Raw genomic sequence first — 15,535 nt, forward strand, 5'->3', positions numbered from 1 at the left:
GCCGCGATCGGCTTTATGATGGTTTACCGTTCTTCGTTCTGCGTTCTACTTATGCTCAAGCGCATTGCGTATGCTGATCTCGAGCGGCGAATACTCCGCCTCGTTCTCCCGCTTCAGGTTCAGTCTCTCTACTACCGGCGTCGTACGGTTGCACATGAACCTGGGAACGCCGATCAAATTCTGGGAGGACGAATGGTAGAGAAAGGGATGACATAGAATCGCGTCGCCGGCCTCGCCCATCGTCTCCAGCACGCGCAGCGTAAAGCCGTCCGCATCGATATAGTCTTCGTTCATGAACGTAGCAATGCGCGCCTGGGCGATCTTGTCCGCGGTTATCCCGTCCGGCGTCCCTTCGTCCTGCATCGGGTCGGCGTGGGTCGCGTCGACTGCCTCGTCCTTCCTCGCGTCCGCGCCGGTCAGTTCGCGTAGATACGGGTGCTGGCGATTAAGCATGCCGATCGCGTCGCCGAGCTCCAATCCCTCCGGGTAGCCTTCCAGGAACCGGGCGACAACCTTGTGCGAGCCCTCCACGATGAACGTGCCTCCGCCTTGATGCCCGACGTCGGAGAACAGGCACAGACATAACAACCCTTGCTCCGGACTGTCGACGAAATGCTTGAAGTGGATGCCGTCCCAATGCCAGCCTCGCTGCGGAACGGTCCATGGCTTATCCGCGTCCAGGGCGAAGTTGACGGGCCACCAGCCGAATCCGCTCAGTTTCTCCGTCTCGCCGTATACGGTACGGTTCGCCCAGCGTCCATGGCCGATCAGATCCTCGATGGCGTCGCCGAGCCGCCCGGTGTTGCAGCGGGCGAATGCCGGCGTCAAGAACGTCTCGTTAATTTGCACCAAAGGCTCCGTCCAAGTCGCGCGGTCGTCCTTGCGCACGCCGCTGCGCTTCTCTACTTCCGTCCACAGGAATGCTTGCGCCTCCAGCGCGTCTTGGCGGGCATAAGCGCCCGCAAGCTTCACCCAGCCTTTCTCGATGAAATGCTCGACCTGCTCTTCCGTCAACACTTTATACGTCATGGACCGTTTCCTCCGTTACGCTAAGTATTTGTCGGTGATCTGTGCTTCCCTACCAAGCCGTTCGCTCAAGAATTCGCTGCTCGATGTTCCTGTTCCGTATCATCCGGTATCGGAAACACGGTGAGATCCGGCAATTCGTCCCGCGTCAACGTAATCGGATGCCCATAATACTTGAGCAGCATCTCCCGCTCCGTGTATTGCTCGCCGACGTCCCATGCCCCGCTTGCGTCCTGCGCGCATATGAAGCCACCGTACCAGGTACAGTTCCACAGCCAGGGCGCCCCTTCGCCGACCATTTTATCGGGATCCGGCAGCGGGCCGTTCTCCGACAAGGCGATCAATTTGTTCGCGGCCGTATAGCCCAGCGCTTGGCGGAACCTTTCGACGTTGGACACATACGTCCGCTCCGGCGGGTAGATGTCCTCGCCGATGATGTCGACATAATCGTCGCCGGGATACCAATCGCGATGCTGGCCGTTCCATACCCAGATCAGGTTGTTCAGTCCGTGCCGATTCGTCAGCCGATCGTACATGATCTTCCACAGCTTGACGCATGGCTCGGGCCCCTTCGCCCCCCACCAGAACCACCCGCCGGACGCCTCGTGCAGCGGCCGCCACAGTACGGGGATTCCTTCGTCCCGCAGCCGCTTCAGTTGGCTGGCGATCGCGTCGATATCGCGCATCAATAGGGCGTGGTCTTCCGATGTCTCGTCGTTCATGGCGCCCGCGATATCGAATGTCGTGGCCGTCGTATAGAAACCCCGGTGCCATCCGTTATCCGGCGGCTCGTCGATCAAATCTTTGGGCGCGTTCCAATGCCAGCAGAACGTGACGATGCCGCCGTTTCTCCACCAGTCGATCGCAAGCGGCGTATCGGTCGGCACCGAGCCGCGTTCGACGCGGGACGGCGAATCGTTCATGAAGTCGAAGCCGCCGACCGCCGGGTACTTGCCGGTTGCAAGGCGGATGACGTCCATCTCGGGCGTCGAGACGACGCCGAATTGCTGCCCGGTCAGCGTCCGCGTGCCGTAGATGCTGCACAGATAGGCCATCAGCCGCTTGGCGTTGGCGCTTGCCTTCGGATTAATCAGCTTCGGCTCGACGGCTAATCTCGCTTGCAAATGCTCCTTCATTGCGTATGCCCTCTTCCCTATTGAAGTGTGTCGACCGATGTGTCGACCGATGTGTCGATCGATTAACCGACGACGCCGGTGCGCTCCACGCTCTCGACGAAGTAACGCTGGACGAACAGATACAAGACGATGAGCGGCGCAATGGCTAGCAGAATGCCGGTGTCGACAATCATCGAGACATGGTTCGGATCCGCCCGAGCTTCCGTTCCTTCGATGCCGAGCAGGCGAGGAAGGAACTGATTGACGTCCGCGGGGAACGACGCGATCTTCACCGCCATGAGATTGCTATCGCTCATGAACAGCGACGTATAGAACGTGTCGTTGTACTGCCAGACGAACGAGAACAACAGCACCGTGATAATCGGCGGAACCGCGTTCGGCAGCATGATCGCGAAGAAGGTGCGAATGCCTCCGGCGCCATCGATCAGCGCCGATTCCTCGATTTCCTTCGGTAGTCCTCTAAAGAACTGCCGGAAGATATAGATGAAGAGGCCGGCTTTCAAACCAATGGCCAATCCCGAGGTGATGAGAGAAGGCCAATACGTATTCAGCAGATTGACGCCTGCCTTGCCCGTGAATAGCGTGACGAGTTCCAGCACGTCAAACTCTCGAAAATGCAAGTACATCGGGACCATAAGCGTGCTGGACGGAATCAAAATCGTCATAATGACGAGCGCGAACAAAATATTGCTGCCCGGAAAGGCAAACCGCGCGAAGCCGTAACCCGCCAAGGCGCAAGATATGGTGGCAAGCAGCGTCGTCGACACGACGAACAGCATCGTGTTCTGAAGAAGCGGCCAGTAGTCCAGAATGTCCATCGCCAGCTTCATGTTCGCCATCGTATAGTGAACCGGAATCATATAAATCGTCGGGTCGTAAATATCGAGCGGATCTTTGAACGCGACGGAGATTTGCTTCAGAATCGGCAGCAGAATGACGAACGAAATGCCGAGGATCAAGATGTAGCGGAAAATCGACCACAGCATCTCGCCGCCTTTGTTTCGCGCGCGCCGGTACCGCAGCAGAACCGCTTCGTTTGCCGGTATTTTAGCGGACATGGTCTTCCCCCCTCTCCGAGAAATTAGTTGTAGTAGAACACCCTTCTGGAAATGAAGAACCCGACCACGACCAGAATGAGACTGACGACCAGCGTATACATCCAGGCCATCGCCGCGCTTAGTCCGAAGTTCTGGGACGTGAACGCCGTCTCATAGATATACTGCGTCACTTGGCTGTCGGCGAACGAATCGATGATCGTATAGATGACGTTCGTCAAGATGAGCGGACTGACCATGGGAAACGTAATTTTCCAGAACGACTCGTACGCGGTCGCCCCTTCCATCTTCGCGACTTCGTACATCGTGGTAGGCACCGATTGCAGCGCGGCGAGAAAAATGAGAATCTGGACGCCGGAGCCGCGGATAATCTCGTAAATTCGATTAACGGCCGTTACGATGTATTCGATGAACCAGACCGGAATACCGCCGTTGCCGAGCATATTCGCGAGAATCATCGGATCGAAGCCGTTCTGCTGTTCGCCCAGCTCCTGCGCGATCTGAGAGCTGCCGGTCAGCTGGATCAGGCCGGCCGACTGCGCCTCCGCGATCGCTCCCGAGGCGAGAATGACGGGCAGGAAGAACACGGCCCGCGCGAGCGCCCGGCCCCTGAACTTCGAGTTCAGGAGCGTTGCCGCGAACAGACTGAAGAACAGAATCATCGGTACGTTATAAGCCATTGCGGACACGGACTCCGTCAAGATCCGGTTAAAGTTAGGATCGACGCGAAGCGCGTTATGGTAATTATCGAGGCCGATAAAGCTTAGGCCATAGCCGCTAGGCGCCACCTTCAGCTCGCTGAAGCTAAATCGGACGGACTGAATGAACGGCGATGCGTACAGGAAGAGGAATCCGAGCAGCCACGGCAGGATGAAGAGGATCCCGAGAAGCGCCCGCTTCCGCGTTAGTGTCAAACTTCTCTTGATCAATTGCTCTCACTCCCCACCGTAAAATTCGTCGCTTCTACCGTCGTGCCGTTAACCGTCACCGGCTGGTCGGTATAGTTGACGTACACCGCGTCCCCGTTGCCGTAGCGGACCTCGACGACGCCTTCTTGGTGGACGATCCGGTTCACGATCGGCTGCGACCGCAGACCGCCGAGCGCCTCGTTCGACTTCGCGTACATCTTGGCGGCCTCCTCGATCCAGCCGGCGTACGCCGTAGAGAACAACGAATCGTACGCCGTGAATTTCAGCTCGGAAGACGACTCGTGCGTCCACAGGAAGTGCGGCGCCGCGCCGTATTCGACCGAACGAAGCAGTTGAGTCTGGAGATCCTGCTCATCGCTTAAGTTGATCGGCGAGCCCGAATAGTCCATATAACCGTGAATGACCATTTGGTAGAAAGGCACGGTCTCATCGACGATGTTGAAGCTGCTGCCCTCCATCGGCGCGTTGATCAGCTTATCGGCGTACGGAAGCGCATACGCATTCCCGCCGGTCAACAGCAAATTCGGGAATCGCTGCTCCAGCTTGCCGAGCTGCTCCGTTACGATGTTCTTCGCCGTATCGCGGAAGACGACCCGGCTGGCGCGATAATCGGCATGGAGCAGATCGCCGAGATCGCGGAGCGCGATGGCATCGATGCCGTAGTCGCCGTAATCGGCCATGAAGCGATCGACGAAGTACGGGAGCTTGGCGGGCGACAGCAGCCAGTAGAGGCCCAGATCGTAATCCATCGTATTGAACGCGCGGTTATACGGCGTCCGCATCGCTTGCTCGCGGGTAATGAACCGGGCCGCGTCGGAAGCGGGCTTGAACGCGAAGCTGTCACGCAGCACGTGTTGGAAGGCAGCATCCGGATACAGCTTGCCTCCGGCCGCCGCAAGCTTCTCCGCCAGCAGACGGAACTCCGACTTGCTTCCGAGCTTTCCTTCCAAGTCGACTTCGGAAGGAACGGCATGCTTCATGCCGCCGTTAAACCAGCCGAGATATCGCATGTGCACGTCGGTGATGCCTTTCGCCGCTAGCGTATCCGCGATTTCGCCGGCCTGCCGGAAAGTCGTCATCGGCACGATCCCCTTGTACGGCACGCCGAGGAACGATTTGCGCTTGTCGACCGCGCCGAGCACATCCACGAAGAACGGCAAGGCGCCTTCGCCATCGAGCGCCGTCAGCTTGCCTTCCGCGGCAAGCCGCTCGCGATAGATCTTGGCCATGCCGGCATAGGTGGCATCCGAACCGTCAAGGAAGCTGTACCGGACCTGGATATCGCCGGTATAACGCGATTCGGACAAGAGCTGTATTTCGTCGACCTCGTTGCCCTTGTACAGTTCCAGTTCGTCTTCCCCGCGAAGCGCGAAGCTGGCATGAATGTGGTTGAACGAATTTTGCCGACCGCCGATATCGGCCGTGATGGCCGCGATCGCATCGCCTTTCTCGATTTGCGCGAACCACGCGCCGTCGCCCGATTTGAGGCCGAATACCGGCAATCGGACGCTCTCCGCGACCTGGCCGCGCCGGCCGCTGTTGTCGTTGTAATCGTCGCCGTAGACGCGCTGCGCATAGACTTCGGCATTCGATTTGCCGTTATTCAGATGAATCAGGCCGCCGGATCCGTCCGGCACCAGCATATAGCCTTGCTCATCCGACCCGGCCGCGCCGAAGAAATTCAGCAGCTCGAGGTTGCGGATCTTGAACCCTTGGCTCTCCGCGATCCGATCTGCCGGCATGTTCACGACGAGGCTGTCGCCGTCGAGGCGGTATTCGAGGACGACCGTGAAATTCGGCTTCTCCTCGCCGCCCGCGCCGATGCCGTTCTCTTCGTTGTCGAAGGCGAGATCTTCCTCCGTGTAGCCAGCCTTGGCGAACGCGTCCAGCACGCGCTGCAACACGAGCGGTCGTTCCACCGCGGTATCCAGCCGCTCCATGACGTCCGGGTTCGTCTCCGACGGGAGATACGCCCGATTGATGGTCACCTTGGTCTGGTCGTCCAGTTGGCTGAGCACTTTCTCTTCCATCCGCTGCTTGCCGATGTACTTCGGAAGCGCGTCGATGCCGAGCGACATGTCGCCGATCGTGTACGTCAGGCGAAGCCCGCCTTCGATACTCTCGATCTTGAACTGCTTATTCAGGATGGAATGCGCATAGTTGGTGAACGCGCCCAGCGTTCCGATACGGTCGCGGTAGTTGACGGTCACTTGGGAGGATAGCCGTTCTTTCTCGACGGGGGACGCTTTGGCGTCTTCGCTGCGCGTCTCCGGGTTGGTGCGCCATACTTTGCCGCTCTTTTTGTCCACCACGGCAAGCTCGGTCGTCTCTTCATGGATATACATGGCCAGCGCATCCGTCTCCGCCGCAAGCTTCATGCCGGGAACGGCGCTGCCGGGCAGGAACTTGGGTTCGGTGGCCGCAGCCGGCGCAAGCGTCTCTCCCGCATAGGCGGATACTTGAACCGCCGGCGCTCCTCTCGTCAGCGTGACGTAGAGCAAGGCGCCGATTCCGACTACCGCGATACAAGCCAGCACCGCATAAAGTTTCGTTCTCTTGTTCACTGGTGCTGTCCCCCTTACGTTCGGAAAATGAGTTCGCGGTAGATATCATAGATGAAATACCAAATCTGAGCGCCGAGGCTAAGCGCAAGCGTGCCCAGAAAGACGACGATCCCCATGGCCATGACGGTCAGGATCATCGTGATGACGGTCTTCGAGGCCGTATACTGGTGGACGGTCATAATGCCGGCGAACAGCAAATAGAGGAACCAGATGCCGGCGAAGCCGTTCATCAAATAATAGAAGGCCGTCTCCTCTTGCACCATGATGCGGCTGACGAACGTCATCGGGAGATTGATCAGAATGAGCGGCAGCATCGCATAACCGGTCGCCATGACGATTTCCTTGAATTTGCCCTCGCCTTCCATCAAGGTCGTGATCGACCAGTTCGCGATGCAGAACAGGAAGAAGGGCAGCAAGGTGTAGATCATGTCGTTCAGGCTGTTCAAGTACCGCGGATCGTTGAAGTTGACGAGGAAGCCCGAGAATTGCCGCTGCAGGATAAGCGTCAGGATGAACAGCGCGAGGATCGACAGCGCGACCCGAACCTTGCCCTTGCGTTCATACTTCATATCCCAGAACCCGTCGAACGGGTGGACGATGACATGGAGGGGAAACTTCACGAAATCATGCTTCACGTCTCTCACTCCTTCTCACCCTGACTTTCCTTGCGATCCGATAGGCGATGAAGGCGAATAGAAGCACCATGAGCGCCGTCATCACATTGCCGAACTGCTCCTGCATCACTTCGCGGCGGTATCGCTTGAAGGCCGTCGAATAATATTTGCGGTCCATGCCGAGCTTGAAATACGTCATCGCTTCCTTGTTCTTCTTCTGCATGAGCAGCGAACGTCCGATGCCCCGGTAGGCGATATCGAAGTTCGAATTCAATCGGAGCACGTCTCTCCAGATGCCGACGGATTGGTCGGTGTTGCCGTTGTAATGCTCGGTTGTCGCCGCGGCCACCAGTTCGCCGAATCGCGTAGGCTTGAAGACGACGATATTGTTCTTGCCCCGGTCGAGCACGACCAGTTGATCCGCCACCCGTTCGACCGCGACCGGCGTATTGAAGACTCCGAGCTGCGTCCCGCGTCCGCCGAACGCATACAGCAGTTCTCCCTCGTCGTTGTACGCGAACAGACGGGCGCGCAGCGAATCGAGCGCGACATACATGCCGCCGCCGAGCACCTTGATGTCCACAAGTTTGGACGGGCCCGAGTTGTTGCCCAGCATCCGGTAACGAATGTCGCCGCGCGGCGTGAATTCGCCGAATCGTTTCAGCACGTCCTGTCCGGAAGGGTTCAGCCGTTTGATCGTTTCGGTCGAATTCATATCGATCGTCGTCGCATAGACGAAGCCTTTGCGGTCGATATCGACGCTGGCGAATTCCGTCGGAATGAACAGCTGCATCTGAGCTTGCTGGGCATCCGTCGCGAGCGCCCGCCACAGCCGGTCGGCCGGATTCGCCGTCACTTTGATCGTGCCGACGTAGCCGATGAACCGGCCGGCCTCGTCGAACTGCATGATGCCTTCATACATCCCGCGCGCGACGACGAAGATCCGGCCCGCCTTGTCTGCCGTCACCTTGACCGGGACGAACTTGAAATCGGGCGGCAAAATTTCCGATTGGGGATTGTCGACGACGCGAATCAGTTCGCCTTCGTTCGTCAGGATGACGACTCGCCCCTTATCCGTATCGGCGACGTAGATCTCCTTCTCCTCCGATACGAATATGCCCGATGGATTGGCGAACTTGTTCTCCGCTCCGTCCAACTCGAAATGATCGATCGTCCGGAGGACCCGCCACTGCCGGTCCAGGGCGATAATTCGCGCATTGCCGCTGTCCAGAATGTAGATGAATCCGTCTTCCGTGACGAAAATGTCGTTTGGTTGATTGAAATTGCCGACGCCCAGACTTTGTCCCGTAATGGCTTGCTCCGGCACGTACGGCGCGGGCAGCGGCACCGATTCTTCATAAAAGTTGTAGGTATAGGCTTCATACGGCGTGGCGGCCGAGGCGGCCGGCGCCGCTAAGGCGGCGAACATCGAGAGGATCGCCGCCAGCACGATCGCTTTTTGTAATCTCACGGACGGTCCCCCCTAATCTTTCATGCCGGATGTCGCCATCGTCTCGATAATGCGGCTCTGCGAGAGGACGAACAGCGTAATCGGCACGCTCATCAAGATCAATGCGACGGCTGCGCCGACGCCGGCGCGGGCGATTCCGCCTTGAATGATTTGGCCCGAGGCGTAATGAAGCGTTTTCAATTGCTCGCTGTAGATGAAGCCGTTGCCGTCCGTCCCCCACAGCAGCTGGAACAATAGAATGACGAGCGTCAGCCATGCCGGCTTCACATTGGGCATGACGACTTGCCAGAATATGCGGTATTCGCTCGCCCCGTCGATCTTGGCCGCTTCCAGCAGCGAGTCGGGCAGCTGTTCCATGAATTGCTTCATGAGATATAGTCCGAGCGGATAAGCGAATGCCGGGACGATCACCGCCCAATACGTATCGATGAGGCCGAGCCACGACATGATCATGTAGTTCGGAATCGATGTCACGGCGCCGGTGAACATGAGCGACAGCACGACCGTCTGGAACATGAGCGCTTTGCCGGGAAACACATGCTTCGCAAGGGGATAAGCGGCTGCCGAAGCCAAGATGACGTGACCGACGACGCCCATCCCGGTAATGAAGAACGTATTGAAAATATAGCGGGAGAACGGTACCCATGATTGGCCGAGCAGCGTCATGAGATCCACGAAGTTGGTCAGCGTCGGATTGCGCACGAACAAGGTCGGCGGGAACAGGAAGATTTCATCGAGCGGCTTGAAGGCCGAGTTAATCGCATAGACGAGCGGGAGCGCCATGAAAGCGCCGACGATCGCCAGCAGCACGAATAAAGAGAAACTCCCCATGAAGGACCGGTTGACCCGCTTCTTGCGCATCTTAAGGATGGAATTCATGCGATTAGTCCCCTACCTTCCTGAGCAGTCGTTGGATCACCAGATTCGCGCCGAGCATGATGACGAACAACACGGTCGCGATCGCGGAGGCGTACCCCATCTCGAAGCGGATCGTGCCGAAGTCGATCAAGTGCGTGACGATCGTCTGCGCGGCATAGTTGACGCTCGGGAATCCGGCCAGGTTGATCGATACGTCCGCCACGGCGAGCGACGTCGTAAGCTGGATGACGGCGCCGAACATCAGCTGAGGCCTCATCGACGGCAGCGTAATGTACCATAGCTCCTGCCAGCGGTTCCGTATGCCGTCTACCGCGCCGGCTTCGTACAGCGTCTTGTCGACCGTTTGCAGACCGGCGATGAAGGCGAGGAATCCGGTCCCGAGCGACAGCCAGAGCTGCACGAGAATGAGGATCGGCAGGATGTACTTCTCGGTCTTCAGCCACTGAATCGGCTCCAGAATGAAGCCTAGCTTGATGAGGAAGCCGTTGGCGATGCCGTACCGGTCCCCGGAGAAAATGATCTGCCAGATGAAATACACGTTGCCGGATATGGACGGCGCATAGAAGACCAGCGTCATGATCGCGCGGAGCTTCGGTCCGAGTTCATTGATGATCCAGGCGAAAATAAAGCAGGCGATATAGCTGACGGGGCCGGTGATGGCCGCGAAGAGGAGCGTGTTCTTAATGGCCGTCAAGAACACGTCGTCTTCCAGAAACAACCGCGAATAATTCTGCCAGCCGATGAAACGCGGAAATTCGAGCAGGTTAAAATACGTAAAGCTGATGAAGATGGACATGATGACGGGCAAAATCGTAAAGGCCGCGAACAACAGCATATACGGCGCCATCAAAATATAGGAATGCTTCTGCTTCTTCATTTCCCGCATCTGGACGGCCCACCGCGTCCGGGAACGCGCCGGTTTGCCGGTTCCCGCCGGCTGCTGCTTATTGCGCTCGATCGTGATATTGGACACGTATGTCCCCCCTTTTATTCCGGAAGGCCGAATTCTTTGCGTTTGGCTTTGATTTCATCCTGAATGAACTGGACGTAATCGACAATCGCTTCGCGCGGTTCCGTATTGGCGCTGACCACGGTCTTATAGAAGGCATTGAGCAGGTGGCGTCCCGTAAAATACCCGCCCGGCACTTCCGGAATGCCTTTGACGTAGTCGAACTGGGCTTTCAAGTTCTCGTACTCGGCCACCGGCCAAGGCAAGCTGTCGAGCGACTCGATGTTAGCGGTCGGATAGCGGGCGGATGCGCCGAGCAGCCCTTCCATCTCTCTGCCGAATTGCGTCTGCGTGTCCGCGGATGTCCACCATTTCATGAACGCCCATGCGGCTTCCTTGTCCGCGGCGCCCTTCAGCATGATCGTGCCGCTTCCCGCGCTCGGGACGGAGCGGTCGAGGGCGCCGCCTTGCTTCGGCGTGCCGGGTATCGGCACGAAGCCCCACATGCCGCGAATTTCCGGCGCGAATACGGTAAGCAGGTTATACGTCGTATAATCGGCGATGCCGATCGGCATCTGACCGGTACGGAACCGGTTCGCAAAATCGAACTCGCGCTCCAGCTTGTAATCCGTGTAGAACTCCGTCCATGTCTTGAACGTCTCGATGCCGATGTGGGAATCAAGATCCGATTCCTTGCCGTCATTGCGATAGAACTGGCCTCCATTCTGCATGAGCAAGGCGGCGTATATCGAATTCGGCGGCAAGTTCTCTCCCGGATAGGTCGGATTCAGCACGAGCGGCAGGCCGAACTCCATATGGTTCTTGTTCAAGATGGCCAGCAAATTGGAGACATCGTCCCACGTCTGCGGGATGTCGAGTCCTAATTCGTTCATGACGTCCTTCCGGTAGAACAACATATTGAACGTCTGCGTCTCCGGCAGCGCGTACACGCCCTTCTCGTACGTATACGGCACGAGCGCGCTCGGACGGAACCGTTCCGATACCGCCTTGAAGTCGCCGAATTGCGTCAAATCCGCGGCCGCGTTCCGCATCGCGTAGTTGACCGGAATATCGTTGCCGATCTGCATCGCCACGTCGGGTCCTTGATCGGCCAGCGTCGCGGGGAGCAGCGTCTGCATCTGCACCAGCTTCAAGTTGACGTTAATCCCGGTCTGCGGCGTGAACGTCTCGTCGATCATCGCCTTGAGCGTGTTCGCCTGATCGCGGCCCGAGCCGATCCAGACCGTGACGGAACGCTGATCGCCGTCTTCGGCGACGTTCCCGATCGAGTTGTAATCAATGAAGAACGAGTAAGCGAACGTGCTGATTTCATGCTTCAATTCCGAGAAGAAGCCGAGACCGGCGCGCGGGAATTTCTTGTCCGGCGAGGCGACGTAAATCTCGTCGATCTCCAGCGGCATTTCGCGGGTCCGCAGCAGCCACGTGCCAAGACCTCCCGTATTCGTCTTGTAGGAGGCGAGACGGCGCGGAATCGTGTCCGGTTCGTCGATCATTTCGTCGAGCTGCACGTACATCGTCTTCAACAGCGCTTCGGAGTCGCTGCTTCCGCCCGATAGTCGGCGAAGCTCCCGGCTGACGATTTGGAGCCTGTCGCTCTCCGCCTTGAACGTCTCGAGCAAATCCGGAATACGCACATGGACGCGATAGTCGCGGTATTGATCGGGCGCGGTTCCGGTGATCATCAAGATTTTGCGGTAGAGGCTATTCAAGTTGAACAGACTCTCTTCGATGGACCGGATCAGCGGCGCGAAATCGCCCAGGTTATTCTCCAGCCGGATGACGTTCTTGCCTTGGTTCAGCCGCACGAGTTGCGGTTCGTCGCCGCCCAGGACATCGACCCGGTATCCGCTCTTGTATCGGAACGGCACCCGCTGCGCTTCGCTGAACGGGATGACGCCGTTGACCAGCAATTTGCGCGTCGAATAGATGCCCCGCACGAAATTTTGCTGCGATTTGAAGCCCAGCTTGTAAAGCCCCGTCTCCGGCACTTCGACCTCCCATTCAATCCATTGACCCGGGATGCGCCAATTGTTGCCGCCGATCGTATTGACCCGAACCTCGGAAGGGCTGTAAGGCGTAACCGCAGGACTGGAACGTTCCGTTTGCGGGTATAGCGTCGGCGACGATTTGACGAGGGCGTCCTCGCCTTGAACCGTCACCAGGATATCTTCCGTTTCTTGAATTCCTTCTTGCTGGTAAGCCGCCAGCGCGTCTTGATAGGAAGCCGGCTCTTGATACTGAAAAAGTTTCAATTGGCGGATCACCATCGGCTCGCGCTGCGAAACCAGGGTTAGCGTATGACTGCCGGCCGTCAGGTGAAATTGGAACGGTTCCTCGAAATAACCCTCGTGATCCTTGAACAGCGTCTCTCGCCATTGCGGCTTCTCCGATTGACGCGGCCGCAGATCGTTGCCGCGATTGTCCCGCTGCACCTTCTCGAGCTCGTTGCCCCATACGCGGTCGAACTGCAGGTACGCCGTTTCTTCGAACGGCGCCTCGCCGTCGATCAGGAACGACCGCTCGATGCTCGAACTCTTGCCTTCGATCGGATAATAGAGCATCGAGACATGGTATAGTCCCGTCTCCGGCACGTCGACGACCCAATCCACCTGCCCTCGCTCGCCGGTCTTCAGCGAGACGCCGCTCCGTCCCTCGTAGTTGTCGAGCTTCTCGAAGCCGTCTCCTTCGATGGCGTCATAATCGGCTGCCTCGATGACGATCTCGCGTTCCGGACGGATAGCGCTTTCATAATTCGCGGCATAAGCCGCATATCCCCCTTTGCCTTGAATCATGGAGAAAAGCTCCTCGTCGGCGGTCAAATCAACGCTTGCGCTCTTTGTCTCGCCGGTTGTGCTTTCGCTTTCCGCTGAAATTCGGCTGCCGGATATCAGCAAGCTTAACGCCAATACGGTGCTCAAGGCCGTGAGCACTGTTTTCATCTTCCCCTTCAATTCCAGCCCCCCTAATAAGCTCAGCGACGAGTACGTGGCATGACGCCCTTACACCCGAGCGGATGAATAATCCTTGTTAGGTAAACGCTTACATTACATAAAGATCGTAACATCGAACCAAACAACAGTCAATGAATCTTTATTACTTTGTTATTGTTTTGTTATTATGTATATGGCGGTATTTTGCCGTTAGCCATCGATTTTTGTCAAAATTGATTAGGATTTCGGTAATGCCATCCGTCTCGCATGACGTATTCCACCCCGCGGATTGATCCGCATTAGGATCTGTTTGCCGACAATGACAAAAAGGGATGTGCTTCGTGACAGCACACCCCCTTCTGTTATTTACCGTCTGCTGCGCGAACGGCAATGATGATTATTTTACTTTTTGAAGCGCGGCTTCGGCGGCCGCCTTATGCTTCTCGATCGTTGCGGACACGGATTGATTCTGCAGAATGATTTCGTCCATGACGGCAAAGACCGGGAAGTCCGGAATTCCTTCTTCGATCGCCAGACGGCCGGTGCCGTTCACGCTCTTCAGCGCAAGGTCGATGTCGGCTTGATTCTTGAAGCGGGATTCCAGCCAATCCTGACCCAAGTATTCTTCGGTCGGCGGCACGTCGAAGCTTTGCTCCCAAATCGAGTAAATCGTCTGCGCGTCTTTCACGCCTTTAAGCATGAACCAGCCATTCTGAGCCGAATTCGCGTACGTATGCTTGCTGTCCGTGTTCGGGCCGCTCGGATTCGGAACGACGCCGACTTCGAAGGTCAAGTCCCCAACGTTCCAGTCATAGTTGATCGACATCAGCACGTCGCCATCTTTGAACGTGTTCGTTTCGTTCCAGTCCATCTTGTTGCCCGACTTGACTTTGACGACATTCTCCACGTTGTACAGGCGGTTTACGAACTCCAGCGTTTCGGCCAGTTTCGGATCCGTCATCCCCATGGTCAGGTCTTCGTTCACGAACATGGCATTGTTCGTCACGCCCAGGTGGCGAGCCGCGTCGACCGGCCAGCCGGAGTAGCCGAACGTGTCGTTCTTGCCGTCGTTATCGGTGTCGCGCGTCGCGGCTTTCGCAAGCTCGAGGAATTTATCCCACGTCCACTGACCGGCGTTGAACAGCTCCTGCGGATCTTGCAAACCAAGCTTCTTCACGAGGTCGCGGTTGTAGTACGTGCCGACTATTTGTACGCCCGGTGTTCCGAAGGCATACTCGGTGCCCCCCATGGCGGGGAGCTTCTGCATCAGCTTCTGCTCGTTGTTGATGTCGTCCGTAGCCGACGTGAATTCGCTGACCGGAAGAATGATACCCTGCTTCACCAGCGGGATCGCGCGCTTGAGCTCCATGATCGCGATATCCGCGAAAGGCTCGCCGGCCAGCGTCGACGTCGTCACTTTATCCATGTATTGTTCGAACGGGACATTGATGAATTCGAATTTGAAGTTATACTTCTTCTCCAATTCGGCAAGCTTATCGAGGCGCGCTTTCTCGCCTGCCGTGTTGCCTGCCGGCTTCTGGTCCCACCAGGCCGCGACTTTAATCGTTCGGCCGCCGAGATCGACGGCCGCTGGCGGTTCTTCCTTAGCCGGCTCTTCCTTGGCTGGTTCCTCCTTGGCCGGCTCGTTCGTCGCCGTCGCATTGTTCGCCGGCGCATTCGTCCCCGTATTGCTTCCGCCATTGTTACTGCCGCCGCTGCAAGCGGTGGTCACCATCATCATTGCGATAAACAGGATTGAAAGCCCTTTCAATTTTTTCATTGTCAAGCCTCCCATTTTTGTTATCGTGTTGCTCTTGGCACCGATTACAGCTTATTGGGCTATACGCAGCGGCCAAATCCCCCGAAGTAACCGTTTACAAGTAAGCGTTTACAAATTAACGATTTTAGGTTCTCATCACCACCGTGATCCTGTGCTGTTTGCAAAACAATCATAACACCGT

The 15,535-nt window shown here is 57.3% G+C and carries 11 protein-coding genes; all 11 read right to left on the minus strand.

Features of this window, described 5'->3' with window-relative positions:
* Positions 1-45: 45 nt before the first annotated feature.
* Entirely contained in the window at positions 46-1,029 is a 984-nt protein-coding gene (locus BCM02_RS10560) for a phytanoyl-CoA dioxygenase family protein (RefSeq protein WP_148929036.1), read from the minus strand.
* A gap of 65 nt (positions 1,030-1,094) precedes the next feature.
* Positions 1,095-2,162 (minus strand): glycosyl hydrolase, encoded by a 1,068-nt coding sequence (locus BCM02_RS10565; protein ID WP_148929037.1) that lies wholly within the window; start codon positions 2,160-2,162, stop codon positions 1,095-1,097.
* Positions 2,163-2,224: 62 nt separating this feature from the next.
* On the minus strand, positions 2,225-3,220 hold the full coding sequence (locus BCM02_RS10570; RefSeq protein WP_148929038.1) for a carbohydrate ABC transporter permease: 996 nt from the start codon (positions 3,218-3,220) through the stop codon (positions 2,225-2,227).
* A gap of 23 nt (positions 3,221-3,243) precedes the next feature.
* Positions 3,244-4,143, minus strand: coding sequence for a carbohydrate ABC transporter permease (locus BCM02_RS10575; RefSeq protein WP_148929240.1), 900 nt, complete (start codon positions 4,141-4,143; stop codon positions 3,244-3,246).
* Positions 4,143-6,710 (minus strand): DUF5696 domain-containing protein, encoded by a 2,568-nt coding sequence (locus BCM02_RS10580; RefSeq protein ID WP_148929039.1) that lies wholly within the window; start codon positions 6,708-6,710, stop codon positions 4,143-4,145. The genes BCM02_RS10575 and BCM02_RS10580 overlap by 1 nt, the downstream gene beginning before the upstream one ends.
* Before the next feature lie 14 nt (positions 6,711-6,724).
* Positions 6,725-7,345 carry a Yip1 family protein gene (locus tag BCM02_RS10585; RefSeq protein ID WP_148929040.1) on the minus strand — a complete coding sequence of 207 codons (621 nt, stop codon included), beginning with the start codon at positions 7,343-7,345 and terminating at the stop codon, positions 6,725-6,727.
* Positions 7,335-8,795: an NHL repeat-containing protein gene (locus BCM02_RS10590; protein ID WP_148929041.1), complete on the minus strand. Its 1,461-nt coding sequence runs from the start codon at positions 8,793-8,795 to the stop codon at positions 7,335-7,337. Before BCM02_RS10590 ends, BCM02_RS10585 begins: the two co-directional genes overlap by 11 nt.
* Positions 8,796-8,807: 12 nt before the next feature.
* Complete coding sequence (locus BCM02_RS10595) at positions 8,808-9,674, minus strand: carbohydrate ABC transporter permease (RefSeq protein ID WP_148929042.1); 867 nt, start codon at positions 9,672-9,674, stop codon at positions 8,808-8,810.
* Between the two features lie 4 nt (positions 9,675-9,678).
* Complete coding sequence (locus tag BCM02_RS10600; RefSeq protein WP_148929241.1) at positions 9,679-10,560, minus strand: carbohydrate ABC transporter permease; 882 nt, start codon at positions 10,558-10,560, stop codon at positions 9,679-9,681.
* Positions 10,561-10,661: 101 nt separating this feature from the next.
* On the minus strand, positions 10,662-13,583 hold the full coding sequence (locus tag BCM02_RS10605) for an extracellular solute-binding protein (protein WP_148929242.1): 2,922 nt from the start codon (positions 13,581-13,583) through the stop codon (positions 10,662-10,664).
* Between the two features lie 388 nt (positions 13,584-13,971).
* Positions 13,972-15,354 (minus strand): ABC transporter substrate-binding protein, encoded by a 1,383-nt coding sequence (locus BCM02_RS10610; RefSeq protein WP_148929043.1) that lies wholly within the window; start codon positions 15,352-15,354, stop codon positions 13,972-13,974.
* Between the last annotated feature and the right edge of the window lie 181 nt (positions 15,355-15,535).

Origin of the sequence: Paenibacillus methanolicus (genome assembly GCF_008124765.1) — a bacterium.
Taxonomy (GTDB): Bacteria; Bacillota; Bacilli; order Paenibacillales; family Paenibacillaceae; genus Paenibacillus_Z; species Paenibacillus_Z methanolicus.

What these genes read in the sequence shown, in the direction of transcription:
- BCM02_RS10560 (WP_148929036.1), bottom strand. Translation starts at nt 1,029, where the DNA reads ATGACGTATAAAGTGTTGACGGAAGAGCAGGTCGAGCATTTCATCGAG.
- BCM02_RS10565 (WP_148929037.1), bottom strand. Translation starts at nt 2,162, where the DNA reads ATGAAGGAGCATTTGCAAGCGAGATTAGCCGTCGAGCCGAAGCTGATT.
- BCM02_RS10570 (WP_148929038.1), bottom strand. Translation starts at nt 3,220, where the DNA reads ATGTCCGCTAAAATACCGGCAAACGAAGCGGTTCTGCTGCGGTACCGG.
- BCM02_RS10595 (WP_148929042.1), bottom strand. Translation starts at nt 9,674, where the DNA reads ATGAATTCCATCCTTAAGATGCGCAAGAAGCGGGTCAACCGGTCCTTC.
- BCM02_RS10600 (WP_148929241.1), bottom strand. Translation starts at nt 10,560, where the DNA reads ATGCGGGAAATGAAGAAGCAGAAGCATTCCTATATTTTGATGGCGCCG.
- BCM02_RS10605 (WP_148929242.1), bottom strand. Translation starts at nt 13,583, where the DNA reads ATGAAAACAGTGCTCACGGCCTTGAGCACCGTATTGGCGTTAAGCTTG.
- BCM02_RS10610 (WP_148929043.1), bottom strand. Translation starts at nt 15,354, where the DNA reads ATGAAAAAATTGAAAGGGCTTTCAATCCTGTTTATCGCAATGATGATG.